The following is a 25,281-nucleotide window of genomic DNA, read 5'->3' as shown; positions in this document are numbered from 1 at the left end:
TGGGACTGCACAACGACTTTAACATCTCGTCCGGGTTGCGGCGATTCGTGAGGTCGGACAGGTTCGCCATGGCGCTCTTGCAATGGACCCGCATCCTGCGCTGTCTGCGGGCGCGCAGTAAGCAAATGGCGATCCCGGGCGCGATATCAGTCAGGAAAATCCGCGCCGAGTGTCGTCGCCTCCCAGTTATTCAAATCGTTCTGAAGCCTGCCCAGCTTCGTTCGGACTGCTTCCAGCCCGGGTTTGCCCAATACGAGATTCGACGGCGGCACCTCTGCTTCGACGGCGGCGATGATCGCCTGTGCGGCGCGTGCCGGATCTCCGGGTTGCCGCCCGCTATCCGCCGCCACCTGCGCGCGGCGCTTGCCAGCGATGGATGCGTAGGCGTCGATCGACCGGCGCGTCTGCTTGAGTGATCGACCCGCCCAGTCCGTCCGGAACGGCCCTGGTTCGACCGTTGTCACCTTGATGCCCAACTCGGCAGTCTCACGCGCGAGTGCTTCTCCAAGACCCTCTAGCGCGAACTTGGTTGCGGCGTAATAACCGCTGCCCGGATTACCCACCAAGCCCCCAACGGAGGTGATATTGACGATATGCCCCGCTCGCTGCTCGCGCATCAAAGGCAACACGGCTTTGATCGTGCTGACCGCGCCATAGAAATTGACCTCGAACATGGCGCGTACTTCGTCATCTTCACCTTCTTCAATAGCCGACAGATAACCGTACCCTGCATTGTTGACCAGCACGTCGATGCGGCCAAACGCAGCCTTCGCCTGCGCTACGGCTGCGACCACGGCCTCGGGCGAGGTCACATCAAGTTTGAGTGACAGTGCGTGTTCGGGGTGCGCGCTCGCCAGGTCGGCGACAGCACCAGGATCGCGCGCAGTGACGACAGCACGCCAGCCACGCGCGAGTACAGCCTGTGCAATTTCCCGACCGAACCCGGTCGAACAGCCAGTAATGAACCAGACGGGAGAAACGGAAGAGTCGATCGGCATGGTAGTCCTCGGTGAGGGCTGACTCGATGGGCCACACCGCGAATCGGGGCGCGTATCGGTCAGCGGAGAATGAGCTTGGAGAATATCGCAACACTGGAAAGTTGGTGGGGCCGGCGCAAAGTTTCTCGTGATGCCGGTTCAAGCTAGTTTTGAATAGATTCGCGTGTTTCGCAAACTACCGTCCGGAGCGCGCCGTTCCTGCCGTAACACGCCTTCCAGTTCCATCCCAATGCGTTCGCACAGTCGAATGCTCCTTGTGTTCGAATCGTCGCAGATCGCCTCGACCCGCTTCGCGCCGAAATTGGAAAAAGCATAGTTGATCAAGGCAACGGCGGCTTCACTGAACAACCCCCGCCCCACAAGCGACGACCTTCCCCAAAAACCGAGTTCAAAAACTGGAACAGCCCATCTCGGCCGGTGCAGGCCGCCGCAGCCCACAACGGTGCGCGACGTCTTATCGATGAATAGAAACGGAAAGTCCTTTCCTGCTTGAAAATTTGCGGACCCCGCGAGGCAAAACGACTCGGACGTATCGATTGATGGTGTTTCGAGCGCCCATGGCATGGACGCCGGGAACCGCCTCAGTTCCGCCAATGCGTCGACGGTCGCCTCGAATAGCTCTGCACCGTCACCAGACCGAGGGCATCTGATGATCAGGCGGTCCGTTTCAAACGAGGTAGGTAAATTTGGAAAGGTCAATATCGTGGAGGACGTCGACAGGATACGGATGCCCTGAATTGTCGGCGATTCAGCCAGCCTTGTCGACCGGGCGCTTGTGGCCGGGCAGTCTCGTTCCTCGTGCGATCGTCGTATGACTACCCCGACGAGACATTCAACAATCCCGGTCGCGGTCATTCATGCGCTGGCTAGTTGCCGACCGGATTTCGCGGAATGGGACTCAAGCCGAGTCGCCACTCGATGTGCGCAACCAGCAATCGCGCGATACCGAAAAGGTGCGGGTAGCGTCAGATGAGTCGGAGTCACTGTTTAATGTTTTACCTGCATCGATTGGGAGCAACCCGAGCTTGAGCAGTGTCTTGATGCTACGTTGATTCCAAACTGCAGCGCCTGCCCAGACCTCCTGAACCGCCATGACGGTGAAAGCATATCGGACAGTAGCCGCGGCCGTTTCCACGGCCAAGCCTCCGCCCCAATACGAAGGATGCAACCAGAACGCCAGATTCCAGCTTGCCGATTGATCTCTTTGAACGAGCGATACTTGGCCAATGCAACGCTCGCCTGTCCGAAGGTCAATCGAAAACACGCAAGCTCTCCCGTCTAACGACATCGCGAGGATCGAATCCAACCAGGACTTCAGCTTGCCTTGCCGTTGCAAATTGGCCAGTGGGAGTTCGGGAGGGAACTCGGGCGCTCCGATCCCCGCAACCAGTGGGTCGTAATCGTGAGGTGTAGCAGGTCTGAGCAAACAGCGGTCGGTTGCAACAACGAGGGTTGTGTTTTCCATTTTCTTCTTAGGTCTAGTCCGCTTGCGAAAGTTGGAATACGTTCCCTTCTGGATCCTCCCCGTCACACATTATTTGGGCAAAGCCGTCATAGCGCTTCAGATCACACATCGGCACCCCAGCGCTTACAAGTTTCTCGCGCAACGCCGGCAATCCCGATTGCACCGAGAAAACAATCTTGGAATTTGAAGTATTGGCTTCTGGTAGTCGGTCCCGGTAGGGTTCGCCGACACGGTGCAGCGCAATCTCGATCTCACCCGCCTTTAGCACCACCCATTCACCTTCAATCTCTTCCGTAACGGCAAGGTCAAAGTGCGTCTGATAAAACGACTTTAGCAGTGCAACATCGCGGACATACAGTATCAACCTCGTCATTGAGACGGACATTGGATTCTCCGAATGTGTTTTACGACCGGCGTGAGGCAACCGAAACCATTGCTATGTAGTGTCGATTGTTAACGATCCAGGCATCGATGTCGACTGACCACCTATACTGGGTGACCTCTGTCGGTGCCGATCCTAATGACGGCGCACGGCTTTCCTAAACGATGACCGTAGCTCGGGGCCACCGTTCCAGATATCGTTTCTGCTCAACCCGACTTCGTCGACCCTGAACGGCCCTTCGTGCAGCCAGAAAGCAGCCGTTGATTTACTGGTCGGGCGCGGCGACGAGCTCCAAGAGCCGGCGCTACTCTGGCGAAAACGAAAACGACTGAGGACGGACTCAAGCACCATACTGGCGGTTTCTGAGTACTTTGAGAAGCGCAAACGCGCCGTAAATCGCGGGGGCCATACACAACCCCGCCAGGCTCAAGGTGAGCCACTCCAGAGAACTATCTGTCGCAAGGTCCAGCACGGAACGTTGCGGCTCGAGGGGGTCGTAGTAGACGGATACGGTACTTCCCACTGGCCGCGTGTATTCATCACCTTCCGCTTGCGATCCGGATCCGAACATATGAACGAAATAAGCATTGCTCAGAGCAGTGCTTTTTGCCTCGTATTTTCGCCCATTTACTGAATACGAGTAGGTCCAACCGGTCTCCCAATTAATGTGGCGCCCCATAGCCTCGTGAACATATGCAGCTTCTATGGTCCCGTCAGTAGATGCCCAATTTTTCTCGACGTTTTGCCAGTGCCAGCCGTCAAATACTCCGTACCCCAGCCACACGCCACCTGCCGCTATGAGAAGAGTTTGCAGAAAAGCTCCCTTGATTCCCGGCCGAGCCGTCACTCTCCGCTCACTAGTCTGTGAGTTATTCACTGGCAATTCCTTTGTCCGGGTTCGGTTTTGCAGGGCGGGGCATGATCAAGGGACAGCACTGGATTGTCACCGATTTTGTGCCGGTCGTCGAATGTCCCGGAGTAGCCAAACAGCGTCTCATGCGACTGGCATAACGCGCCCCACAACGGCCTTTAAGCTTTTCAGGAAGCGGGCATTCATAACGCAAAATCGATTTTTTGAAAAGGTAAGATAACGCGCATCTCGGTAGGTACCCGCACGCGACCGAGACCGAGGTTCTTATACCGGGTTACGCCGAAGCATTGACACTAGATGTGTACAACACCAAGTTTAGGGAGCGCGAATAGGATGATCGAAACGAACCGAACCGCCAGTTGCGCTTGTGGCCGACTCACAGCCACGACGTCGGCTGCCCCGGTTGGCGTCTCCGTTTGCCACTGCCTGGATTGCCAACGCAGAACCGGTAGCGTGTTCGCTGCACAGGCACGATTTCCCGCAGGGACGGTGACCATTTCCGGTCCCTCAAACACATTCGTTCGGGTTGGTGACGGCGGAAGCAAGAGCACGTTCAATTTCTGCCCCACATGCGGTGCCACGGTGTACTACACCAATGAGGAACGTGAAGACAGCATCATCATCACCGTCGGCGCATTCGCAGACCCGACATTTCCCGCACCGAACTTCTCCGTGTATGAAGAACGCATGCACTCCTGGGTTGAAATGCCCCCGGGTATCGAGCACATGGATTAGCCAGCGACAGCAGTCCTCTTAGCGACCCGAGTGGCATTGTCGACGATTTGGATGCTCGCATCGACCATCTCTTGTTGGCCGATCTCTGCCTGACCGCCACCAGCGCTACCCGGCCCTGAAGAGCCACTCAACTTTCCTCCAGGCGGGCGTTGGCGGTCACGGTGCAATGCACGATTGCCCGATTAACCAGCTTAGAATCGAATTTCTCATTTCGCACGAGTACCCGATGCTCACAGCGCTCCCACTTATCAGCGAATCTGCTAGCGACTGCGCAAATGTCTTGCGCGTCTTTATTGAAGCACCTTCGTACACGGAACTCGTTGAAGGCCGTTCGCCCTCCACAGAAGATGTCACCGATTTCTTCTTCGGCAAGCCAGCGGGCACGGATGCAGCACAAAAATCAGTCTTCGGATTCTTTGCCGGACGGGACATGATCGGCTGCGCAGACGTGATTCGTTCGTATCCAACTGACGACTGCATATGGATTGGCCTGATGCTCCTCACCGAAGCGGATCAGGGTCGAGGTTTTGGAAAGGCCGCTTTAAAGCTGTTGATTGAGATGGCGGGCGACTGGGGCTATCGCGCTGCGCAACTTGCAGTCGTTTCAACCAATCCTCGCGCATACGCGTTCTGGCAGCGTGAGGGCTTTGAGGAGATTCGACGCGCGAGCAGTCCGCGATTTACCGGGGACCTCATCGTCATGCAACGTCCAATCGGATAGCGAGCTCGATCGGCTTAAAATGGTCGGCCAACGACTGCCGCTGCTGACTTCGTCGGCGTCGGCGAAAGATGTTGACGCAGCGACGAATCTCGACTTCTGCCGTCGCATGGGTCAGTCGCGCCTGTGGAATCCACGGCTAGGGTGACGGTATCCGAGCCTGCTCATCTCTACCTCATTTTTCTCCAGCATGATGCGGTCAACGCGATGCGCAGCCATTCGGTTGGCTACGCCCCGCAAATATTCCCGCTCAAGTCTTAGGAGACGCAATGAACGCGACCACTTTGAATGCCCCTTCCTCCCGACGATACGGGTTATTTGTCTGCGTGATGGCCGCGCTGGCCGGACTGCTGTTTGGTCTGGACATCGGCGTAATCTCAGGCGCGCTACCCTTTATCGCCAAGGAGTACGCGCTTAGCGACACGCTTCAGGAATGGATTGTCAGCTCGATGATGGTCGGCGCCGCATTCGGCGCCGTGGGGGCTGGTTGGTTGTCGTGGCGGATGGGTCGTCGCTATTCACTGGGGCTAGCTGCCGTCATGTTTGTCGCGGGCTCCGTCTGGTCCGCGCTCGCCGGGAGCCCAGAGAGCCTCATCGGCGCGCGACTGCTCCTCGGTCTCGCGGTGGGTGTAGCGTCATTTACGGCGCCGCTCTATCTTTCGGAAATTGCGCCGAGGCAGGTACGTGGTGCAATGATCTCCGCCTATCAGCTTATGATCACCGTAGGTATCCTGGGCGCTTTTCTTTCCAATATTGGGCTGAGTTACATCGGTAGCTGGCGTTGGATGCTCGGGGTGATTGCGATCCCCGCCGTACTGTTCCTGCTTGGCGTGCTGGCACTGCCGGACAGCCCGCGCTGGCTGTTGCAGCGAAAAGGCGAGAAAGAGGCGCGGACCGTATTGACGCGCCTGCTCGGGTCCGCAGAAGAAGTCGACGTCGAGGTTCGCGAAATCAACGCGCAGCTTGCGCAACCGGCTCAGGGCTGGAAGCTGTTTCGCACCAGCACGAACTTTCGTCGCTCGATCGTGCTTGGCGCGACTCTCCAGATTTTGCAGCAGCTCACGGGCATTAATGTCGTGATGTACTACGCGCCTCGCATCTTTGGCCTGGCTGGTTTTGCAACGCACGAACAGCAGCTCTGGTGCACGGTAATCGTGGGTCTCGTCAATGTCCTCGCAACCTTCGGGGCCATTGCATTGGTGGACCGCTGGGGCCGTAAGCCCATTCTGTATGTGGGCTGCGCCACGATGGCCATGGGGATGGGAACGCTTGGCTGGTTGCTGCATGCCGGCATTGCAGGAGGCGCTTCGCAGGTGCTTGCGGTTTCCATGCTTCTCGTTTTCATTGCAGGTTTCGCGATGTCTGCCGGGCCGCTTGTGTGGATCCTCTGTTCGGAGATCCAGCCGATGCAAGGCCGTGACTTTGGGATCGCGATATCGACTTTCGTCAACTGGGCTGCAAATATGATCGTGGCCGCGACGTTCCTCAGCCTCCTTTCCAGCATCGGTGAGTCCCACACTTTCATTCTTTACGCATTGCTGAATATCATATTTGCCTGTGTCGTTTACCTCTTCGTACCCGAGACTCGCGGAGTCTCGCTGGAGCACATCGAGCGAAACCTGATGGCAGGTCAGCGGCTGCGGGAACTGGGCGCAAAAGTCTAGAGTGCCTCATTTTCCGCTCATTTTCGACCTATACGATTCAATCCATCGACGAGCCCCGCTGCTTCCACCAGCGACACACAGCGTGAAGCCAACGCCCCGGAGCCCGTCGATGCTGCCGCGACGACGCCCTCGCCGATCCGCGGAAAACCACACTCGAGATACCGGAGAACATCATGTTTGCGTACATTCTTGAAAAACTGGGCCAGTGGCTTGATCGCTCTGAACAGCGCCGTCGGGAAGACTATCTTGCCGGATCTTCAGATCTGGGCGAGATTGAACGCCGCATGCGCCGGTTGGAAAACAACGGATATCCCTTGTAAACGAAGAAGATCGACAACGTGGTGGATGACCCGCTCTCATTCCATCCGCGTTCCCGCGGCGCAGCGTTGTCACCATTCGGCACGCGTCGCTCAATCACTGCCAGGCAAAGCATCCGCTAATTTCATGGAGATTCACATGAGCTACATCTTCGCACTGCTTCACCAACTGGCACCTGACTTTGACGAGCCAAATCTGCCTCTCGACAGCGACTATTCGTATGAAGCCCGGATACGTGAGGACCGGCGTCTTCGCAAATTCGGAGCGAACATCGTCTGGTTCCGTGGCTGAGTGCGTTTCATACCTGCCTGGTTTTGCTGAGACCCGACGTGGCAAGTCCAATGACCTCGGCCTCATAGGAGCCGGGGTCAAACATGTCGGTCGCGTCAAGGTATGGCATGCGAGCAATTGTCCTATTTCACACATTACCTGTCCAAAAGCCTGTGACCGGACTCGCAAGAATGCTTGACCATAGCGTCTTTTCTTCACGAGGACAGGGTCATGCAAACGAGAGGTCTGCTCCCATTATCCGTCGCGCTGTTGATGTTCCCGCAAATGGCCCAAACGCTATTCAGTCCAGCGCTGGCCGATTTCGCACGGGCGTTTTCGGTTCCTCCAGAAGCGGCCAGCCAGGCTTTGACGGTGTACTTCGTGGCCTTCGCTTTCGGCGTATTCGTTTGGGGACGCGCGTGCGACCGTATTGGCCGAAAGCCAGCAATTTTGTGCGGATTATCCATCTACACAGCGGCCTGTTGCGCCGCTTTCGCCGTCACTACGTTCGATGGATTACTGATCTCCCAGGCCGTTGCTGCCTTCGGCGCGGCCGTCGGCTCGGTTGTTACGCAGACAGTGCTCCGCGACCGGTATGCCGGAGCTGAACTGGTCAGGATTTTTTCGATGGTTGGCATGGTCCTCGCCGCCAGCCCGGCCATCGGGCTGTTCGCGGGCGCGGCGCTGGTAGAGACCTTCGGCTACAAAGGCGTGGTGACCGCTTTATTCATCATGTCCTCTGTGCTGTTTGTCTGGACCGTGGCCGCGCTGCCCGAAACGCGCCCATCGCATCGGATGGCTGAGCCGCTTTCAGCTACGTTGAAGCTCATGCTTCGCGATTCGCTCATCTGGCGTTCCGCCCTGCTGGTCGCTGTATTCAATGTCGCGCTTTACAGCTATTACGATCTCGGCCCCTTCGTCTTCCAACGACTCCATCTTGGTGCTGATGTGTACGGATACAGCGGAGCATTATTGGCGCTAGGATCATCGCTTGGTGCGTGGTTCAATCGACGGCGGCTCAAGGCTGGCAGTAAAGGCGAAAACATGCTCCGGATGGCGAGCGTATTGATGCTGGGAAGCGCGCTGGGCGTGGCTTCTCTGCAGAACAGCGCGTGGTTCCTCGTACCCATGTTGCTGGTTGTGGTCGCGTTTGGTCTGGCGATTCCCAATGTGCTCGGTCACGCGCTTGTCGCTTACCAGGACAAGTTGGGCACCGCTGGCGCGTTGTTCGGATTGATGTACTACCTGATGATCGGTGCCGGGATGTTGGTGACCGCGTGGGCTCAAGCGCTTGGCGGAACGTTGATTGTGTGTGGCGTCGTTGCGACGGCCTTATGCCTGATTCGATTTGCTTCGGGGCGTGAGCAACGCCAGCACGATGCACGTGGCGTGGTGTAATCGTTTCGTTCGTTATACAAACCGTTTAACGCTTCTATTCGCAGCGTATTTTCACATCCGGCGGTGGTTTCCGCGCAATCAACCCTCAATGATGGCTGACACGCGCGCCGGCAAAACGAGCGACGCGATCAGGCCGCTTTGACCGTCGCGCCGATTCTCCAGCGAAACCGAACCACCGTGTTTGGCGACCACTGACTTTACGATTGACAAACCCAGCCCACTGCCTTCGACCGTTTCGGAATTCAACCGGAAGAAGCGGTCGAACACGCGGCCGAGCGCCTCCTCCGGAATGCCCGGTCCCGTGTCGGTCACACGTACGATTGCGCCCGCTGCATCCTCGAATACATCGATATCCACACAACCGTCGGCGGGCGTGTATCGCAGCGCGTTCTCAACCAGATTGCGCACCGCCATGCGCAGCTCTCCTGTGTTCGCATTCACGTGCGCGGCTTCGAAACGCTTGACGCCCAGATCGATCGAGCGCGCGTCGGCAACCGGCAGCAGATCGGCAACGAGCGTCTGAACCATCTCGCGTACGTCGACCGCATCGACGGCCGCACCGGGAACATGCTGCACATCGGCGCGCGCGAGTTCGAGAAGCTGCCGGATCATCGTCGCCGTGCGGACGATCGCCTCGCGCAGTTCGCGTAACCGCTCGTCGCGCGCAGTCGCATCGGGCGCATTTTGCAGGTTGTCGATACGCAGCTGCAAAGCGGCGATCGGCGTGCGCAGTTCGTGCGCCGCATCGGCAATGAAGCGCTTTTCTCCGTCGATGCCGATCTGCAAGCGCGTAATCATCCGGTTGATCGAATCGGCGAACGGCCTCACCTCTTCGGGCGCGTGCGATATGTCGAGCGGCGTCAGGCGGCTAATGCCGACCGCTTCCGCATCCGCACTCGCGCGTTCCAGCGAAGCGAATGCGGCATTGACGACCAGCGGGATCGCGATCCATACGAGCAGTATCAGGAAAAACGTCGGCACCAGACTTTCGAGCGCTGCGCGCCCTGCGGTCTGTTCGCGAAACGCGATAGGCTGGCCGACCTGATAAGTCAGATCGTCCGAGTCTTTTCTCAGCGTGTAGAGGCGATAACGATGACCATTTATCCGCTCGACTGAGTAGCCGCTCGGTGCATTGCGGTTGAAGATCACTTCCGTGTCGGTATTGTCGGTCGGCGTGGCAAGCCCCTGTTTCCATACTTGCCCGATGAACCCGTCGATCGAATGCTGTGGCGGACCGTTCGTGCCGAGCGTGCCCACCTTGCCGACCGAGAGCCAGACCGCTGCGCCCTGCAGATGCTCGTCGAGCAGTTGATCGATATGCGTCATCGAAAGCCAGTACGACGCGCAGGCATCGGCGGCGCCGACGACTGCGAACAGCACGACCAATGTTCCGATAATCCGGCTCTTCAACGATTTCATGCCGCGGGCTCCGAAATATGCCAGCCGACCCGACCCTTCCCATTCAGTCGCCTCCGATGATCAACAGGTAATGACGATCGGTGCGACGACCCGCAATGCCAGTTCGCCCGGTCCTTTGTATCCGCTGTTTGCGGTACTGGATTCCGGCTTCGGACCAGGATTTGACCCAACGTGCCTCAGCGTACGTCACGAAAATTAGGGCAAAATTAGCGAGCGCAGCGAATAGACTCGGCGGTTGAGGAGGCACCGCTTGCACGCAAGATCAGACCTCGATTGAGGCGGCACTGCCAACTGGATCAACGTCGTGCGAGCACAGGGTGTGAATTAATGCATACTCCTGACTTTGTTAGCCAATCTTCGTTGTATCCCGGATGCCAAGGTGCGGTCATGAAAAAAATACTGATGAGTGTCAGTTGTAGCTTGATTCTCGGTGCTTGCAGCATGGGGAGCCCACCGCCTTTGCAGGCCCAGTCGGCCACCAACCTGCTCGTCTCTTCCGCCGGCGTCTATAGCGGCGCGTTCTCGACGCGAGCACCCGTCACGCTGCTCTCGCTCTACGACGGGTCAGCCTACCTTTTCTATCAAAAGCCGGTGGCCGGTGTCATTGTCGTGACGAACGGCCAGCAGACGGACAACGGCCAATTCAACGGCAGGTCCGGCACCCAGTACAGTTTTGCGCCGAACGCGGCAGCATCGCCGGTCCAGGTGCAGATCGATTTCTCGCGATCGCCCAATGTGAGCGGCACGGTCGTCGCGTCCAACCAGGGGGCCACGCCCATGACTTTCTCCGCGTCCCCCGAACCGTCTTTGGGACAAAGTTCGGGGCTCGGGGCGATCGCGGGTGAGTACAGCGGGCGCATGAGCTCGTTGCAAGGCAACGGGGCCGCGCAAATGCTGATCGCGCGTGACGGACTGCTGGCGGGCAGCACGTCGACTGGTTGCGAGTTTCGCGGCAGGGTTTCACCCGATAGTGGTGTCAATGCCTACAAGGCATCCCTCACGTTCAACGCTGCGCCTTGTGCAGTGCCGAACGCCACGGTCACGGGGCACGCGTTGCTCCAGGAAAGCCGTCTGCTGATTGCATTGCCGAAGCAGGATCGCTCGGACGTTGTCGTGTTTGACGGCACGAGATGATTGTCCGCTGATTGCGCGCTCAATCTGCCCGACGTGACGTACCGACTCTCCTGAATTGCCTAAGCGCCTTGTGAATAAGCCTGTATCACCCGGCGCGCGCTCATCGCTCGCCAGTAGGTGATAAAGCGGCCGCCGAACACGCCTGCGACGACTCCGGACACAGCCGCACTGATCAACATATACATTCCAAGCGACGATATGTCGGTCACAGTGGCCATCTGGAACCCGAGCCAGAATTTGCTGGCGAATATGGCAATGATCAGGACCAACGGCAACGCCGAACCCGGCACCATAACGGTTTTCGCAATCGGATCGACAATGAAACGAGTCCGTGTCGCTATGAAAAGGCCGGCCGCGATGCCAACGAGTGAGCCTGTCATCCATGCGATGACGTCGGACCAACCGACCAGCGGATTCGAAACCAGATGCGCAATGCCCCAGCCTGCAAAGATGAGCGGCACGATGGCGAGCCTGGAGAGCGGCACCGTCCTGCTGTTCAGTGCATTGAACCCCCGCGACAGGAGGACGACGAGTAGCACCCACACCCAGATTGGTGTGCCGTGAATGATTGCTGCCGCTGACATGATGACCTCCTTCTGGCCTGACGATTTCGCGAGACGCGACTCACATTGGAACTACCGAATGTCAGGAATCTTGCCAGCGCAGAATTAGCTGAGAATGATGCAAATATCGCAGCTTGAACCACCCGTGTGCCCTACTTGCGCCTCTGCGCCATGTAACCCAGATAAGCGATGATCGCGTCGAGGTCGCTATCGTTGATGCGGGTCTTGTCGAAGCCCGGCATCCTCATGCCGGACCACGCACGGATCGATTTCGGATCGCGGATATACGCCTTCAACGCCCACGGCTGGAAGTACTCGGTCGGATTATGCGGACGGTTGAGATCCGGTCCGATCTCTGCGTCTCCCGCCCCGTCCATGCGATGACAAACCATGCACTGTGTGGCGAAGAGCATCTGCCCGCGGCGGATGGGCGAGTTCGACGGCACGCGCTCATCCACGGCGAGCTGCGGCCACTTCGCCGCGCGCGACGCCACCACGCGGATGGCATCGATCTGGTAAGGCCACTGTTCGCTCACCACGCCCGACGCGGCCGGATCAATCCAGACGAGATAGAAGGGGCCAATGTCCGTTCCCGTCGCCGTCTTCGGCCAGGGCTGGTCACGCGGTTCGATCGCGAGCCAAGGCACCGCGCCATGGCCGTTGCCGTCGCGCACGAGCGCAGCAGGCAGGTTGGTGACAAAGCCATCGGTTGCGGTAATCTGCAGGTCGGCATCGGCGGACAAGCCTCGCACGCCGGGCAGCGCACGCAATGGCACGGCGCGGTATGTCATCGTGCGACGGTAGGTGACGTCCTCAGGAACCTGGATCGTCGCGGCAGCGGGCATAGCGAGCAAGTCTTCGGTCGTAAGCGTGGTGGGCGTGCCCGTATCGAGCAGCAGGTCCGCGGCCATGACGGGGGAAGCCATGAAGGAGAGCGAGATAGCCCAAACCAGCGCGATCCTATTCAGCGATATCGTCATTGTATTGACTCACGAAAATCAGCACGAGCACAAAAGTCGCGAAGAACCGGAACGCGCTTTCCTCGCCGTTTATCGACCCATTCCGGACGCTGCTGGCCCACGGAGCGTCTTGCCAACCTTGAGCGCGCCGGCGATTTTCAGCTCGAAGCCACCGATTTCAGTGCGGTTGCGATAGAACTCAAGAATCTCGGCAGGCTGCGCGACCGGATGACAGTTCGAAACGACAGATAGACACTACACCCACGCGGACACTCGGATGTAGTCTACTTGCAGACGATAGACTGTGAACGTTCGGCCAGGGAACCTCGTACCGATCCCGTCGGCGCTAACTTTGCAGACGGGATCGGCCAGGCGCGGACTTCGTGCTGCCCAACCTGCCGAGTGTCGTGGAGGGAAGTTCTCCAAATTGGCGCAAATAATCTTGCGCGAATCGCGAGCAAAATGAAAGAACTCCCAGTGCATAGCGATGGCCGTCACCGTGGCGTTTGTGCCGCGCGCCGCTTTCAGGGCGCGCCGCGCGCAATTGAGCCGTCGCATCCTCAAGTATGCAAGCGGCGCGACACCATGAATCTGCAAGAAGCAGCGCTGAAGCGAGGCACGGCTGACTCCCAGATCCTGACACAAAGTCATTACCGTCAACGGCTCTTCGGGGCTGCTTTCAATCAAAGCTTGCGCCGCTTGGGTGATTCGATACGCACTACCCAACGGCATCTGAGAGGATCTGGCGGTTGAGTTGGAAAGGATCCGGAGAGTGCGCTCTAGCACGACCTTTTCCAGGTATTCGTGATTCAATGCCTCAAGCTGGCTTGAATCAGGCGAATGTCGAATCGACATCAAAGTATCGAGCATGTCGTTTAGATCACTGGCCATTAGAACGGCGACTATGGCCGATGAAGCAACGTTCAGCATTGCGAATTGAATGCCCACGTCCTGGGTCCAACCGACGCCTGAATGTCCGAACGACAGTGCGGGCGAATGACGCTGCACGGCCCGGGTTATGCCTCATGCAAGTGGCCTATACTGCCAGGTCCTCGCGGCGTCGCGATCGGCAGCAAGCGCCCCGCACATCCGTGTCTTTGTCCTGGGCGCACTAACCTCGAAGCGCACTCTTTGATACTGGCTTCTCCTGTTTCACACGACCCCGATTCGGAACCAGGCGCTCAATCAGCATAACTGCCATGGGCGCTACCAAAGCAATGTAAATATTGTCGATTCCGTAGGGGTCCCCCAACATGTACCAGACCGTGGTTGATACCACTGCGGCACATAGTCCCCACGTCGCTCCGCGGTTGCTGCCGAAGAACGGCAAATAAAATGCGATCACAGCGACAACCGAAATCGACAATCGTAGCGCCCGGGTGAAAAATGACAAATGCAATACCTCCGGGAAGAAAACGACAAAGATCAGGGGCACAAAGCCGACCGGGATAGACAGCAGCCGCGACATTCTGAACTCCGCCTCCGGTGTGGTATGTCTGGCGGGAACATAGAAGTCGCGCACGATCAAGGAGGAAATCGCCAGTCCCACGCTGCTCACTCCTACGAAAACGGACGCTGCCAGGGAGGTCGTGACGATCCCGGCCAGCACCGGGCTCATGTGGGCCAAAAATATCGGGAATGCATACAGACTGCCAAGTCCCGGGAAAAGAAATCTGGCGGCAACCCCTATCAGGCCCAGCGCGATGCCGATAGGAACGCAAAGGATTGCCGCCATATATGCTGAGCGCCTGACACTTTCGGGTCGCTTCAGTGAAGACACCGCCTGAATGATGTACTGCGTCGAGAATATCGCGCCCACGTTGGCAATGGTCCACGCCCCGATCGTCGCCACGCCGATCTTCCCGTCCCACGTGAAATAGTCATGGGGCATCTGCATGAGCATCGGTTTCACCCCATGCGTCATGCTCAGCGCCACTGCGAGAACGACGAAAACGCCAACGTATTTTATTGTCGTATGCATGACAGACACATACGCCATACTTTTCATGCCGCCTATTGCGCAATAGAAGGTGCTCACTATGGCGACGATCACCTCCGCCACAGGAAGCGAGATGTGCAACACGCCCGAGATAGCTGCGGCCCCGCTGACGTAGTAGCCGACGTTCACCAGCAGAAGCGCATAAATCATGATCAGCGAAACGGTCACCTGCGTGGAGCGCCCATATTTACTGGCGATCGCTCCCGAAATCGTAATCTCACCAGAGCTGTAAAGCTTCCTCGCGAGGAACACGCCGAACAGCGGGAAACCAATGGCGGCCGACATCATGAGCACCCCAACCACGATCGCCGGCATGGACCGTGCCGCGACCATAAAGTCTCCCGCATTCTTGCTTCTCAAGCGCACCGTTAGGAACTGTGTTCCAGCCAGATATAAGATAAGCACTCCTACTATTATAGATGTGCCGGCCATATCAAATTTACGCATGATTGTCTCCTGCATATCAGTATGGCGAGCGTTATGTAGGCTTTCGACGAATTTGGGTTGATACTGTCAGAAGCCTTCCCAGACCAGCGAGATGCGATATTTTCCGCATTTTTTCGCTGTTCAGCGGCAACTGGCACATGATCAATAAGCCCGCTGCCTATCTCGCATCTTTACGGGGACCTGCCCATGGATCACTATCGCCCTAACCAGCATCCACAGGATATCGGTCGCAACCGTGAACTACTCCAGACGCCTGCAGTTGCTCCAGGCCTTCCTTCGTCAACCCGACCGATGCCAGAATCTCGGCAGTGTGTTCACCCAGCATTGGCGGCGGACGAAGGTAATCAATCGCTGTCCGCGAGAACTTGATAGGATTCGCGATCTGCGGTACGGAAACGCCCAGGTCCACAGCCCGGATATCCAACCTCGGTCGCCTTCTTGCTGACGAACCGGCATGCCTGCGAATGATCGATAGTCATGTCCAATGCCAGCAATGGGTCGAACTGAGCCGGTCGTAGTTGGACCAAGTTCGGTCACAGTTGATCATTCGATATCAATGATATAGGAATCCTACATTTGACATAAAATGGCTTTATCCAGCGGAGAACAAAGAGCTCGACCGAGGTGTGACATGGAAGATTTTGAAGCTGTCGCGGCGGAGTTGTCGCAGCGGATTTCAGCCGGCACCTTTTTTCCCGAAGGGCGTTTGCCGACAGAGCGCGACCTCGCGGTGGAATTCAAGGTCCCCCGCAGCGGTGTGCGGAAGGCCCTCGCCGCCATCGAGCGCGAGGGCCTAATAGCTCGCAGCGTTGGACGAGGTACTTTCCTCTCGAGAAGCTTGCGACATTACGAGTTACTCTGTACACGGTTTTGATATCAATTGCCATGGTCGCCATGGAGCGCGCGCCTTATCTTTTACGCTGCCGCCGTTCCCCCCGGAGGCTCATCTGACGAGGCGTAACGGGAGTGGCTGCCGACAATGACTCGAGGCAGAATTTGATGAACGCCTCGACTTTCGCGGCTCGATGGCGCCGGGACGGAAAGAGCGCGTACAGCGGAAATCTTTCGTCGGACCAGTCCGGGAAGATATCCACGAGCAAGCCGTCACGCATTACCTGCTCGACGCCAATCTCCATTACCTGGGCGATACCAGCGCCGGCGATACACGCACCGAGCATGGTTTCGACATCCGACACGAGGAGGCGGCCCTCTGCGGGTATCTCCGTGACCTTCTTACCCCGATGGAACTCCCACTCGAAGGGTTTTGCCGTCACTGGGTTATAAAACATGATTCGCTGATGTTTCCTCACGTCCTCCGGATTGGCTGGCTTTCCGTGCTCAGCCACATACCGCGGCGACGCGACCGTGACGATGCGCGTCTCGAGCAGCTTTCGCGCCACCAATGTTCCCATTGGTGGCGGGCCAAAGCGCACCGCAAGGTCAAATCCATCTGCCACCAGGTCGCCGACGTCGTCGCGCATGATGAGTTCGAGCGAAAGGTCAGGATGGTGAGCCAAAAAATCTGGCAATCGTGACGCCAGCACAGTCCTTGAAAAGAACGGGTCGACGTTAACTCGAAGCTTTCCCTGCACGACGTTCGCTGAACCTGACGCCGCTGAAGCCGCCTCCTCGATGCCGGTCAGATGCGGAACAACCGATTCATACAGACGCCTCCCTTCGTCGGTCATTGTCTGCGAGCGCGTCGTGCGGTCAAGCAGCCGCACGCCTACCCGTTTTTCGAGGCGGGAAACAGCACGGCTAACGCCCGATGGCGACAATCCGAGAGCGTCTGCTGCGCGCACGAAACTGCCACTCTCCGCGACTGCGGCGAGTACGGTGATGCCAGAAAACAGCCGACCATCAAACGTCATGCCCTCTCCGAGGTTCATCTCATTCAGATAGTTTAGTCACGAGTGATTTGAACGGCACGTACTTTATTCAACAATCAAAAAATGAGAGATTGTCCCCCTGAACGCTGCGGCGGCTTGCGCTGCGGACCTGAACCAGCTTGGGAGAATATCAATGGAAGTTTTGAAGACACAGGGTATCGAACTGCCGCGCCTCGGATTTGGCACATTCCGTATGCCCGGTGGGGATTGCCAACCGGTAGTTGAAAGTGCACTGGAGCTCGGCTATCGACACATCGACACCGCCGAGATGTATCAAAACGAGGAAGCCGTCGGCGCCGCAATTGCTGCTTCGGGCCTCGCACGAAAGCAACTGCATCTGACGACCAAGGTATGGCACGAGAACCTCAAGCCCGAGTCCCTTCGTCGCGCACTGGACGCGAGCCTCGCAAAGCTTGGTGTCGACTATGTTGACCTGTACATGGTGCATTGGCCGTCGCGTGACATGGACCTCGGCGCAGTCATGGAGACAATGCAGGGCTTTCTGCAGAACGGCACAGTTCGCTCAATCGGTGTGTGCAATTTCAACATGACGATGCTGCGAACAGCCATCGAGGAAATCGGCGCGCCCATTGCCTGCCACCAGATTGAATACCACGCGTTCCTGGACCAGTCGAAAATGCTGAACTACTTGCGCGAGAAGGACATTCCGCTCGTCGCCTATGCCCCGCTTGCACAAGGCCGGGCTGCAAGCGACCCCGTACTTCAGGGAATCGGCGTCAAGCATGGCGTGACCGCTGCCCAGGTTGCACTTGCGTGGCTTCTGGAACAGGACGGCGTGGCCGTTATTCCCAAGGCTCAACGCCGTGAAAGTCAGAAATCCAATCTCGACGCGCTCACGGTGAAACTCGACGATCAAGACCGCCACGCTATTGCGGCATTGCCGAAGAACCACCGTTTCGTCACTCCACCGTTTGCGCCGGCATGGGACGCCTAACTCTGCAAGCATTCTGGTTACCGGCTACCACGGACCTTCGTCTCTCGTGTGGCCTTTCTTTCTTAGGAAACTTCGAACATGGGAAACAATCAGCTTTCCAGCATCACTCTCCGGCAAAGCCGGATCGTCGTAGCGGGCGGTACATCAGGAATTGGCTTTGCTGTGGCCGAAGCTGCGGCGCGAGCCGGAGCCGAGGTCATCATCGCATCAAGCAACCCTGAACGCGTAGCGGCTGCGCTGGACCGACTGCCTCAAGGCACGCGCGGAGAGGCGCTCGACTTGACCGACGAAGCACAAGTGAGGGCATTTTTCGCGCGCGTCGACGCATTCGACCACCTCGTCTACACTGCCGGTGAAACACTGCTCCTGCAAAACCTTGCCGATCTCAGCATCGACGCGGCGCAGCGAGCTTTCGAAGTGCGCTACTGGGGCGCGCTCAAGGCCGTTAAATACGGGGCTTCCCTGATTCGCGCGCGTGGCTCTATCACCCTTACGAGCGGAGTGGCGTCGTCGCGCCCGATACCTGCCTGGACGATCCCGTCCAGCATCCTTGGCGCGATCGAATCACTGACTCGCACCTTGGCGGTGGAGCTTGCGCCGCTGCGTGTCAATGCCGTAGCGCCCGGCGTCGTGCGCACGGCCTTGTGGGACAACATGATGAGTGAAGCTGACCGCAAGGGTCTTTTTGATCAATTCGCCGAAAAATTGCCCGTAGGAAGGGTCGGAGAGGCAAGCGACATTGCTCAAACGTATCTTTACTTGATGCAACAGGGTTTTAGCACGGGCCAGGTCATTATTGTCGACGGAGGCCACGTGCTGGTTTGATGGACGACCACGCGCCTCAATCGCGCGTCGTCGTCCACGAAGGCCTTCATCAGCATCGCACTCAGCAGTCCGCTGCGGCGCCGAAACGAAACCGATGTCTGAAATGACTACGCGTAAGCGTGGTTGACATCTAGAGTTGGCGGGTCGCCGTCTACCATGCTCATGCTCGTTCATGCCGTACCGATTACGCAAAGTGCCTAACACGCTACAAGGGCTCCCCGTTGAGCACAAGCTCAATCGAAGTTCGCTGTGATACATGCGGCAATGCCGCGCCGGTATATGTGAGAAGGTGAAGGACTGCGGTTCTACAACCGGGCATGTTGGGCCAATGGCCCGGACCCTGATGAAAAACGCGCGCAGAGGCCTCATTCTCTAGCCGGGAATGGATATCCCCGCCGTGTTAGTCAGGTACGCCCCGCGCGGGTCCAACCCGCTTCACATCACCGCTGGCAGTGCAAAGTGATCGTTTCTATGTGCTCATGACGTCTGCGCTCGCGTCTCGTTGCAAGCTGATCGACAGGCTCGGATCGAAGTTAGTCTGCCACTGGTTCGAGCTTGAAGTCATCGCCATATTTCAGCGAGGCCCACGCCAATCTCGCGTTCTTTGCGGCGATCGCGATGGCGGCCCGCCAGTAGCCCCGGCGCTCGATCAGGGTTCGGACCCACCGGCTGAAGCGATCCTGTTTCTCGCCAAGACTGGCAATAACGGCGCGGGCGCCGTTGACCAGCAGCCCGCGCAGATAGGCGTCGCCTGCCTTCGTAATGCTGCCCAGCCGTGCCTTACCGCCACTGCTGTACTGACCCGGCGTCAGTCCGATCCATGCAGCCACCTGTCGGCCGTTTCTGAAGTCGTGCCCGGCACCGATACTGGCGAGCAACGCACTTGCCGTGGTTGGGCCGATGCCGCGCAGCTGCATCAGCCGCCTGCTACGCGCATCCTCACGCGCGATCCCGGCGATCGCGCGATCGTATTCAATCAGGCGATCCTCAATATTGCCAGCATGATCAAGCAGATCGCTGATACTGTGCTTCGCCCAGCCAGGCAACGTGTCCAGATGTTCTGTGATGTGCCTGCGCAACTTCTCCGGGCTCTGTGGCAGCACCACGCCGAATTCCGAGAGCAGGCCTCGCAACCGGTTATAGGTCGCGGTCCGTTCTTCCACGAAACCTTGTCGTGTTCGATGCAGGCAAAGCGTCGCCTGCTGATGTTCGTCCTTCAGCGGCACGAAACGCATGCTCGGACGCGTCACCGCTTCGCAGATCGCAGCAGCATCCGCCGCGTCGTTCTTGCCGCGCTTGCCGGACATGCGATAAGGCGCCACAAGGTTGGGTGCCATGAGCTTGACTGTATGGCCGTGTTGCTGGAACACGCGTGCCCAGTGATGTGCGCCGGAGCACGCTTCCATGCCGATGAGGCACGCTGGCAACTGCGCGATCAATGTCACCAGCTGATCGCGCGGCACACGCGGCTTGATCAGCATCGCTTTACCTGCTTCATCTACACCATGAATGGCTAATACATTCTTGGCAAGATCGATTCCGATAGTGACAATAGGCATGGACTCCCCCTCTCGCTGGTGTTGATGAACGTTCGAAACTTCATCATGGCACGTCGATGCCGACTCGCGGCTTCCGCCGCAGCCTCGGGACGGGGAAGTCCCTTCTATTCTCTAAAGGTCTTCCAGCGTCTACGACTGATCAGATAATCTTCAGGGGCTTGTGCAATGGAAGAGCAAAAGAACGTGGCTTGGCAACTCATCTCCTTTTCGGTTGTCATCTTCCTCGGATTTCTGGCGGTGGGTCTTCCATTGCCAACCTTCTCCCTCTATGTCCCGGGCGTGCTGCACTTCAGTACGGCTGCCGTGGGAATCGTCGTCGGCCTCCAGTCGCTCGCAACGTTGCTGACGCGCCAATTTTCCGGGCGGCTTTCGGACACCAGAGGGCCGAAACCGACTGCGATGCTGGGGTTGTTCTGTGCATCGATGACGGGATGGCTTTATCTCGTATCCAGCGCCTTCACCGGGCATCCGATGATTAGCGTCGTGCTTCTCTGCGCGGCGCGTCTCGTGCTCGGTCTGGCCGAGAGCCTGTTCATTACCGCGCTCACGGCTTGGAGCATCGCGCGCGTCGGCTCCCGTTATGCGGGGCAGGCCATGGCCTGGTGCGGCATTGCGATGTACGCGGCTCTCGCTCTAGGGGCACCGGCTGGACTGGCGATCTATCACGCAGAGGGGTTTCATGCGGTCGCAGCATGCGCGGCACTGGCGCCCCTTGGCGGATTGATCATTTTGAGCCGCTGGAAGGCCGATCCAGTTGAGGCGTTGGCGAGGCGCGAGTCGTTCGTTCGGATGCTGCGCGTCATCTGGGCGCCGGGGCTTGGCTTGGCGCTGGCATCGTGCGGCGTCGGCACAGTGGGCGCGTTTCTGTCGCTGCGTTACGCCAGCGAATCCTGGCCGCACGCGGGCATTGCGCTGACCACGTTCGGAGGCGCGTATATCGCAATGCGCGTATTGTTTGGCGGATTGCCTGACCGATGGGGAGGCTATCGCACGGGGCTGTTTTCGCTGCTCGCGGAAGCGGTGGGGCTGGGCGCGATCTCGCTGGCGTCCGGGCCAACCATCGCACTGGCGGGCGCGTGTATCACGGGCCTTGGATATTCACTCGTTTTTCCGTCGTTCGGTGTCGAAGCGATGAAGCGGGTTTCCGGACAAAGCCGCGGGCTTGCGATCGGCGCTTACCTCGCATGCTTCGACGTCGGGCTCGCCGTCGGCGGCCCAGGAGCAGGCGCTATCGCCCAGATCTACGGCATTCCCGGTGCGTTCATGGCCGCTGCCGGCGCAGTGCTCGTCTCGCTTTTACTGCTTTGTGTGGACGGGGGGTGGCTGCAGCGGCCACTACCGGCGCAGCAACCGTGACAGCACCCTCATCAGCGCAGAAACACTTTGGTTCGTGCTAGTTCATATAAGGAGCATCAACATGCGCGCTTGGTTCATTAGCGGAGTGAGCAGCGGATTGGGTCGAGCACTTGCCGAAAAGGCGCTATCCGCAGGAGGGTCGGCTTTTTTTCGACTAGCGCTTGCCTCATCAGCGGCTACTCTTGGCCGATGTCTGTCCGGAGTCGGCCGGGACTGCCGGAACCCGCATCCATGTCCCGCTACAACTGTCTCTCAATCGCAGCCTTATCGATGACCGACCAGACTTGCTGAATCCTGTCGCTACGAAACTCATAGAAGACGTTCTCAGCGAACGCGACCCGTTTTCCTTGCACGTGAAGCCCGAGAAACGTACCGATCGGCGTACAGTCAAAATGCAATCGGCTCGCAATATGCGGCGGCTCGCAAACGAGGATCTGAATCTCGAAGCGTAGGTCCGGGATTTCGCGGAAGTCTCTCTCGAGCATCTCACGATAGCCGGACAAGCCGATCCGTTGGCCGTTGTATTTCACGTCGTCGCCAACAAATACTCCCAGCTTTGACCAATCCTGCTTGTTCAGGCAGGCGATATAGCCTCGGTAGACTTCCGAGAGATTGATTTCGTCCATCGCAATCGGTCTCCATGCTTCAATAGATCAGTTGATTAGCGACCATCTGGCGCTGCGTGCACTGCCCCTCGGGCGTCGCTTCGCCAAAGCTTATCGCGCGCAGGCCAGTACGGGTCATTCTTGACCGTGTCCGATCGGCCCACGGGTTTCCCTGCCGAAGCGCCGGACCGCCTGAGGCGGTTGCCCAATCGTCCGCAGGAACGCCCGCCTCATTCGCTCCCGATCCGAGAAGCCGACTTCGTCCGCGATCACGTCCAAAGATAAACGCCCCTTTTCCAACAACAGCCTCGCGGCTTCCACGCGCAAATGCTCGACGGCTTTGGCGGGAGATTGCGCCGTTTCAGCACTGAAAGCGCGACTGAACTGACGTGGGCTCAGGCCCGCTACGTCGGCCAATTCCTCGACGGTCAGCGCATTACGCAGATTGGCGTTCGCATAGTCGATCGCCTTCTGGATCCGGTCGGACTTGGGCTCGAGGTCAAGCAAGGTGGAGAACTGCGATTGCCCGCCGGCGCGGCGATGGTGAACGACAAGCTTGCGGGCCACAGCGCGTGAAACGTCCTGGCCATGATCCTTCTCGATCATGGCCAGCGCCATGTCGATCGTGGCTGTCATACCCGCCGAGGTCCAGATCGGTCCACCGACGATGAAAATCTGGTCCTCTTCGACGGCTATCGTGGGAAAACTGCGCTGCAGATTGCGCTCAACAATACCGCGGCATACATCGGACTCGCCTGCTCCGGCGTGCTTGGCGGTGCAGTGCTCCAGTCGATCGGCGGGCAATACCTGAGTCTCGTCGCGGCCGCGCTGATTGCGATCGCTTTCCTGCTCGCCGAAGCCGCGCATCATCGCATCCACCTGTCGTGCACACAGCACAGCGCGACGACCAGGCGTGAGACCGAGCCGGTCTGATTGGCCACGATCCGCCTGTCTAAAACTTAGTTACCCGAACGACCTACATCGTTATGAATACACGATCTTTGATTGGTGCAGCCTGCGCCGCCATTGCATTCATTGCCTCATCGCCGGCTATCGCGCAAGGCACTGGGGAAACAGTTACACCGAATTTTAACCACGCGATAGAGAACATCCCCGGCAAGTCGCTCGTCGCGGTCGTTGTCGACTATGCGCCGGGCGGGGCCTCGCCACCGCACGTGGACGCCAGATCGGCGTTTATCTACGGTTACGTCGTCTCGGGCGCGATCGAGTCGCAAGTGAACGATGAGCCCGCGCGCGTCTATCGCGAAGGCGAAAGCTTTCAAATACCTGCAGCACAGATTGCCCGCGCGGCCTGTTAGCATCCCGGGCTCATTCGCATGATGGCGAGGAAGCCTCAACCGCGGACCGCCACAGTAGCCACAATGAGAGTCGAGAAGATCAGCGCCGGGGCGAGATGCCGGAACGGCTCCCGATTTCGTAGCAACGTGAAGAGCGCGCCAATCATGATCGCACCGGCCAGCGTTAGGCCTAAAACTCTGGTTTGTTGTCCAGGAAGAAGTGCCGCACTGAGCAGTTCGAGAACGCCACAGAGCAACCGAAACCATGCCGGGTAACCCCAGCGTGCGAAGTCGCGCTTCACCGCGCCTAGTCCTGAAAGATTGACCACCCCAGCAACCGCGAACAGAACCGCTACGATCATCGCGAGAATCGATTCGAAAGATGCAGTGCTTAACGCCATCGTCATGCTCCGTTGCTTGGCTGGTAGTGCTTCTGTACAGAGAGGTCCGCAATCAGGCCGGGGCCGTGGGGTTCCCAGGCAAGAACTCGCCGGGCATGCTGGCCGCTTACCGTCTGGTCGAGCGCCAGTGCGTCAGCAAATGGCCCAAGCGATTTGCGAGCATCGTCGAGCGGCCAAAATTCGACGCGATCGGCGCCGACCGAGGCCCGAATCGCTGCACCTATTTCGGCAACGGCAACGGCATCTTCCGTGACCACGTTGAAGATCTGTCCCGTGACTCGAGCGTCCCCGCTTGCCGCCCGCTCCACCGCGCTCAGATATGCCGTGGCGAGATCATCGACGTGCACGGCAGGCCAGTGGTTGCGACCATCGCCGACGATCCTCACACTGCCGGTCTGACGGACCATGCCGGCAAGCATGCCGAAAACGCCGCCGCCATATCCATGCACCATCGCCGGCCGGAGGATCACTGCGGCAATCGAGCGGCTTGCTGCCAGCGCCGGCACACGTTGTTCCACTGCGGGCCGCCAGGCGACAAGTGGTGTCGGGTTCAGCGCCGATGCTTCAGTCGCGGGCTCCCCCTCTGTATTGCCGTAGACCCAGGTGCCCGACGTATAGACAAACGCCGCGCCCGGATGCAAACGCGAAAGCATCGCCTCTGCCGCGGCCTCATCAACAGCGGCGGCGGAAGCATCGTTGGTCGACGCCATGTGCACCACGCCATCAGCGGCACCGGCAGTCGCAGCGAAAGACTGTGGCTCACGCAGATCGCCGGAATGCAGTTTCACTCCGAGACGTGCCAGCGCACTGGCGCCCGCCGAGTTGTCCTGGCGCACCAACGCCGTCACCTGGTGACCGAGGCTGATTGCCTTGCGCGCGACCGCTTGCCCGATAAAGCCCGTACCACCTGTAATGAATAGTTCCATAGCGTTCTCCTCGATGATTGCCTGCACCGCTGATAAGTCACATAAACGAGACTTACTGGTCTCGTTTCGATAACTCTAAACGAGACTGATCAGTCTTGTCAACGACTCAACGATCTGTTATTAATCG

General features: G+C 58.5%; 27 protein-coding genes and 1 pseudogene. 12 read left to right on the top strand and 16 right to left on the bottom strand.

From position 1 onward, the window contains the following. Positions 1–146: 146 nt before the first annotated feature. From P3T40_RS21400 to P3T40_RS21380, 5 genes are all read right to left on the bottom strand, one after another. Positions 147–998 (bottom strand): oxidoreductase, encoded by an 852-nt coding sequence (locus tag P3T40_RS21400; RefSeq protein ID WP_429269728.1) that lies wholly within the window; start codon positions 996–998, stop codon positions 147–149. 138 nt (positions 999–1,136) lie between these two features. Further along, the gene (locus P3T40_RS21395) at positions 1,137–1,853 is read right to left on the bottom strand and encodes a GNAT family N-acetyltransferase (RefSeq protein WP_429269727.1); all 717 of its coding nucleotides are present in this window, start codon (positions 1,851–1,853) and stop codon (positions 1,137–1,139) included. A 43-nt stretch (positions 1,854–1,896) separates the two neighbouring features. Next, positions 1,897–2,463 (bottom strand): GNAT family N-acetyltransferase, encoded by a 567-nt coding sequence (locus P3T40_RS21390; protein WP_429269726.1) that lies wholly within the window; start codon positions 2,461–2,463, stop codon positions 1,897–1,899. A gap of 13 nt (positions 2,464–2,476) precedes the next feature. Then, positions 2,477–2,848: a VOC family protein gene (locus P3T40_RS21385; protein ID WP_429269725.1), complete on the bottom strand. Its 372-nt coding sequence runs from the start codon at positions 2,846–2,848 to the stop codon at positions 2,477–2,479. A gap of 337 nt (positions 2,849–3,185) precedes the next feature. Continuing rightward, positions 3,186–3,722 (bottom strand): DUF3592 domain-containing protein, encoded by a 537-nt coding sequence (locus tag P3T40_RS21380; protein ID WP_429269724.1) that lies wholly within the window; start codon positions 3,720–3,722, stop codon positions 3,186–3,188. 291 nt (positions 3,723–4,013) lie between these two features. Here P3T40_RS21380 and P3T40_RS21375 point away from each other — a divergent pair, with 291 nt between their 5' ends. The 6 genes from P3T40_RS21375 to P3T40_RS21350 all read left to right on the top strand — a co-directional run bounded on the left by P3T40_RS21375 (position 4,014) and on the right by P3T40_RS21350 (position 8,819). Continuing rightward, positions 4,014–4,451: a GFA family protein gene (locus P3T40_RS21375; protein ID WP_429269723.1), complete on the top strand. Its 438-nt coding sequence runs from the start codon at positions 4,014–4,016 to the stop codon at positions 4,449–4,451. Positions 4,452–4,677: 226 nt separating this feature from the next. Beyond that, positions 4,678–5,172: a GNAT family N-acetyltransferase gene (locus tag P3T40_RS21370; RefSeq protein WP_429269722.1), complete on the top strand. Its 495-nt coding sequence runs from the start codon at positions 4,678–4,680 to the stop codon at positions 5,170–5,172. A gap of 266 nt (positions 5,173–5,438) precedes the next feature. Further along, a complete protein-coding gene (locus P3T40_RS21365) occupies positions 5,439–6,833 on the top strand; it encodes a sugar porter family MFS transporter (protein WP_429269721.1) in 1,395 nt (464 codons plus the stop codon). Positions 6,834–7,006: 173 nt separating this feature from the next. Beyond that, on the top strand, positions 7,007–7,153 hold the full coding sequence (locus P3T40_RS21360) for a DUF3563 family protein (RefSeq protein ID WP_429269720.1): 147 nt from the start codon (positions 7,007–7,009) through the stop codon (positions 7,151–7,153). A gap of 136 nt (positions 7,154–7,289) precedes the next feature. Then, positions 7,290–7,442 (top strand): hypothetical protein, encoded by a 153-nt coding sequence (locus P3T40_RS21355; RefSeq protein ID WP_429269719.1) that lies wholly within the window; start codon positions 7,290–7,292, stop codon positions 7,440–7,442. Between the two features lie 252 nt (positions 7,443–7,694). Continuing rightward, positions 7,695–8,819 (top strand): MFS transporter, encoded by a 1,125-nt coding sequence (locus P3T40_RS21350; protein ID WP_429269718.1) that lies wholly within the window; start codon positions 7,695–7,697, stop codon positions 8,817–8,819. Positions 8,820–8,897: 78 nt separating this feature from the next. Here the strand turns inward: P3T40_RS21350 and P3T40_RS21345 are convergent, their stop codons facing one another. Then, a complete protein-coding gene (locus P3T40_RS21345) occupies positions 8,898–10,238 on the bottom strand; it encodes a sensor histidine kinase (protein ID WP_429269717.1) in 1,341 nt (446 codons plus the stop codon). 387 nt (positions 10,239–10,625) lie between these two features. Here P3T40_RS21345 and P3T40_RS21340 point away from each other — a divergent pair, with 387 nt between their 5' ends. After that, positions 10,626–11,372: a hypothetical protein gene (locus tag P3T40_RS21340; protein WP_429269716.1), complete on the top strand. Its 747-nt coding sequence runs from the start codon at positions 10,626–10,628 to the stop codon at positions 11,370–11,372. Positions 11,373–11,431: 59 nt separating this feature from the next. Here P3T40_RS21340 and P3T40_RS21335 read toward each other — a convergent pair whose 3' ends face one another. The 4 genes from P3T40_RS21335 to P3T40_RS21320 all read right to left on the bottom strand — a co-directional run bounded on the left by P3T40_RS21335 (position 11,432) and on the right by P3T40_RS21320 (position 15,340). Further along, complete coding sequence (locus P3T40_RS21335; protein WP_429269715.1) at positions 11,432–11,956, bottom strand: DUF6622 family protein; 525 nt, start codon at positions 11,954–11,956, stop codon at positions 11,432–11,434. A 131-nt stretch (positions 11,957–12,087) separates the two neighbouring features. Beyond that, positions 12,088–12,861, bottom strand: a complete 774-nt coding sequence (locus P3T40_RS21330) for a c-type cytochrome (protein ID WP_429269714.1) — start codon at positions 12,859–12,861, stop codon at positions 12,088–12,090. A 288-nt stretch (positions 12,862–13,149) separates the two neighbouring features. Then, positions 13,150–13,842: a helix-turn-helix domain-containing protein gene (locus P3T40_RS21325; RefSeq protein WP_429269713.1), complete on the bottom strand. Its 693-nt coding sequence runs from the start codon at positions 13,840–13,842 to the stop codon at positions 13,150–13,152. Positions 13,843–14,005: 163 nt separating this feature from the next. Next, complete coding sequence (locus P3T40_RS21320; RefSeq protein WP_429269712.1) at positions 14,006–15,340, bottom strand: sodium:solute symporter family protein; 1,335 nt, start codon at positions 15,338–15,340, stop codon at positions 14,006–14,008. A 586-nt stretch (positions 15,341–15,926) separates the two neighbouring features. Between P3T40_RS21320 and P3T40_RS21315 the strand changes: the two genes are divergently transcribed. Continuing rightward, positions 15,927–16,214 (top strand): winged helix-turn-helix domain-containing protein, encoded by a 288-nt coding sequence (locus tag P3T40_RS21315; protein ID WP_429269711.1) that lies wholly within the window; start codon positions 15,927–15,929, stop codon positions 16,212–16,214. A gap of 34 nt (positions 16,215–16,248) precedes the next feature. On the opposite strand, the gene P3T40_RS21310 is transcribed toward P3T40_RS21315, so the two are convergent. Next, positions 16,249–17,211, bottom strand: coding sequence for a LysR family transcriptional regulator (locus P3T40_RS21310; RefSeq protein WP_429269710.1), 963 nt, complete (start codon positions 17,209–17,211; stop codon positions 16,249–16,251). A 151-nt stretch (positions 17,212–17,362) separates the two neighbouring features. Here P3T40_RS21310 and P3T40_RS21305 point away from each other — a divergent pair, with 151 nt between their 5' ends. Next, positions 17,363–18,184 carry an aldo/keto reductase gene (locus P3T40_RS21305; protein ID WP_429269709.1) on the top strand — a complete coding sequence of 274 codons (822 nt, stop codon included), beginning with the start codon at positions 17,363–17,365 and terminating at the stop codon, positions 18,182–18,184. A gap of 78 nt (positions 18,185–18,262) precedes the next feature. Then, positions 18,263–19,009, top strand: coding sequence for an SDR family oxidoreductase (locus tag P3T40_RS21300; RefSeq protein ID WP_429269708.1), 747 nt, complete (start codon positions 18,263–18,265; stop codon positions 19,007–19,009). Positions 19,010–19,542: 533 nt separating this feature from the next. Here the strand turns inward: P3T40_RS21300 and P3T40_RS21295 are convergent. Beyond that, a complete protein-coding gene (locus P3T40_RS21295; RefSeq protein ID WP_429269707.1) occupies positions 19,543–20,568 on the bottom strand; it encodes an IS110 family transposase in 1,026 nt (341 codons plus the stop codon). 165 nt (positions 20,569–20,733) lie between these two features. Between P3T40_RS21295 and P3T40_RS21290 the strand changes: the two genes are divergently transcribed. Beyond that, positions 20,734–21,924 (top strand): MFS transporter, encoded by a 1,191-nt coding sequence (locus P3T40_RS21290; protein WP_429269706.1) that lies wholly within the window; start codon positions 20,734–20,736, stop codon positions 21,922–21,924. Positions 21,925–22,163: 239 nt separating this feature from the next. Here P3T40_RS21290 and P3T40_RS21285 read toward each other — a convergent pair whose 3' ends face one another. Beyond that, a complete protein-coding gene (locus P3T40_RS21285) occupies positions 22,164–22,550 on the bottom strand; it encodes an ester cyclase (RefSeq protein ID WP_429269705.1) in 387 nt (128 codons plus the stop codon). Between the two features lie 114 nt (positions 22,551–22,664). After that, entirely contained in the window at positions 22,665–23,399 is a 735-nt protein-coding gene (locus tag P3T40_RS21280) for a GlxA family transcriptional regulator (protein WP_429269704.1), read from the bottom strand. 116 nt (positions 23,400–23,515) lie between these two features. On the opposite strand from P3T40_RS21280, the pseudogene P3T40_RS21275 reads away from it, so the two are divergent. Further along, positions 23,516–23,809: pseudogene (locus tag P3T40_RS21275) on the top strand (cupin domain-containing protein); the annotation flags it as partial. A gap of 74 nt (positions 23,810–23,883) precedes the next feature. Here P3T40_RS21275 and P3T40_RS21270 read toward each other — a convergent pair. Next, on the bottom strand, positions 23,884–24,234 hold the full coding sequence (locus tag P3T40_RS21270) for a DoxX family protein (RefSeq protein ID WP_429269703.1): 351 nt from the start codon (positions 24,232–24,234) through the stop codon (positions 23,884–23,886). Continuing rightward, positions 24,231–25,154, bottom strand: a complete 924-nt coding sequence (locus tag P3T40_RS21265; protein ID WP_429269702.1) for an NAD-dependent epimerase/dehydratase family protein — start codon at positions 25,152–25,154, stop codon at positions 24,231–24,233. The genes P3T40_RS21270 and P3T40_RS21265 overlap by 4 nt, the downstream gene beginning before the upstream one ends. Positions 25,155–25,281 lie beyond the last annotated feature (127 nt).

Origin of the sequence: Paraburkholderia sp. EB58 (assembly GCF_050436665.1) — a bacterium.
In the GTDB taxonomy this organism is placed as follows: Bacteria; Pseudomonadota; Gammaproteobacteria; order Burkholderiales; family Burkholderiaceae; genus Paraburkholderia.
The sequence above is the reverse complement of the archived record's forward strand: the minus strand, read 5'-3'. Positions and strand labels throughout refer to the sequence as shown.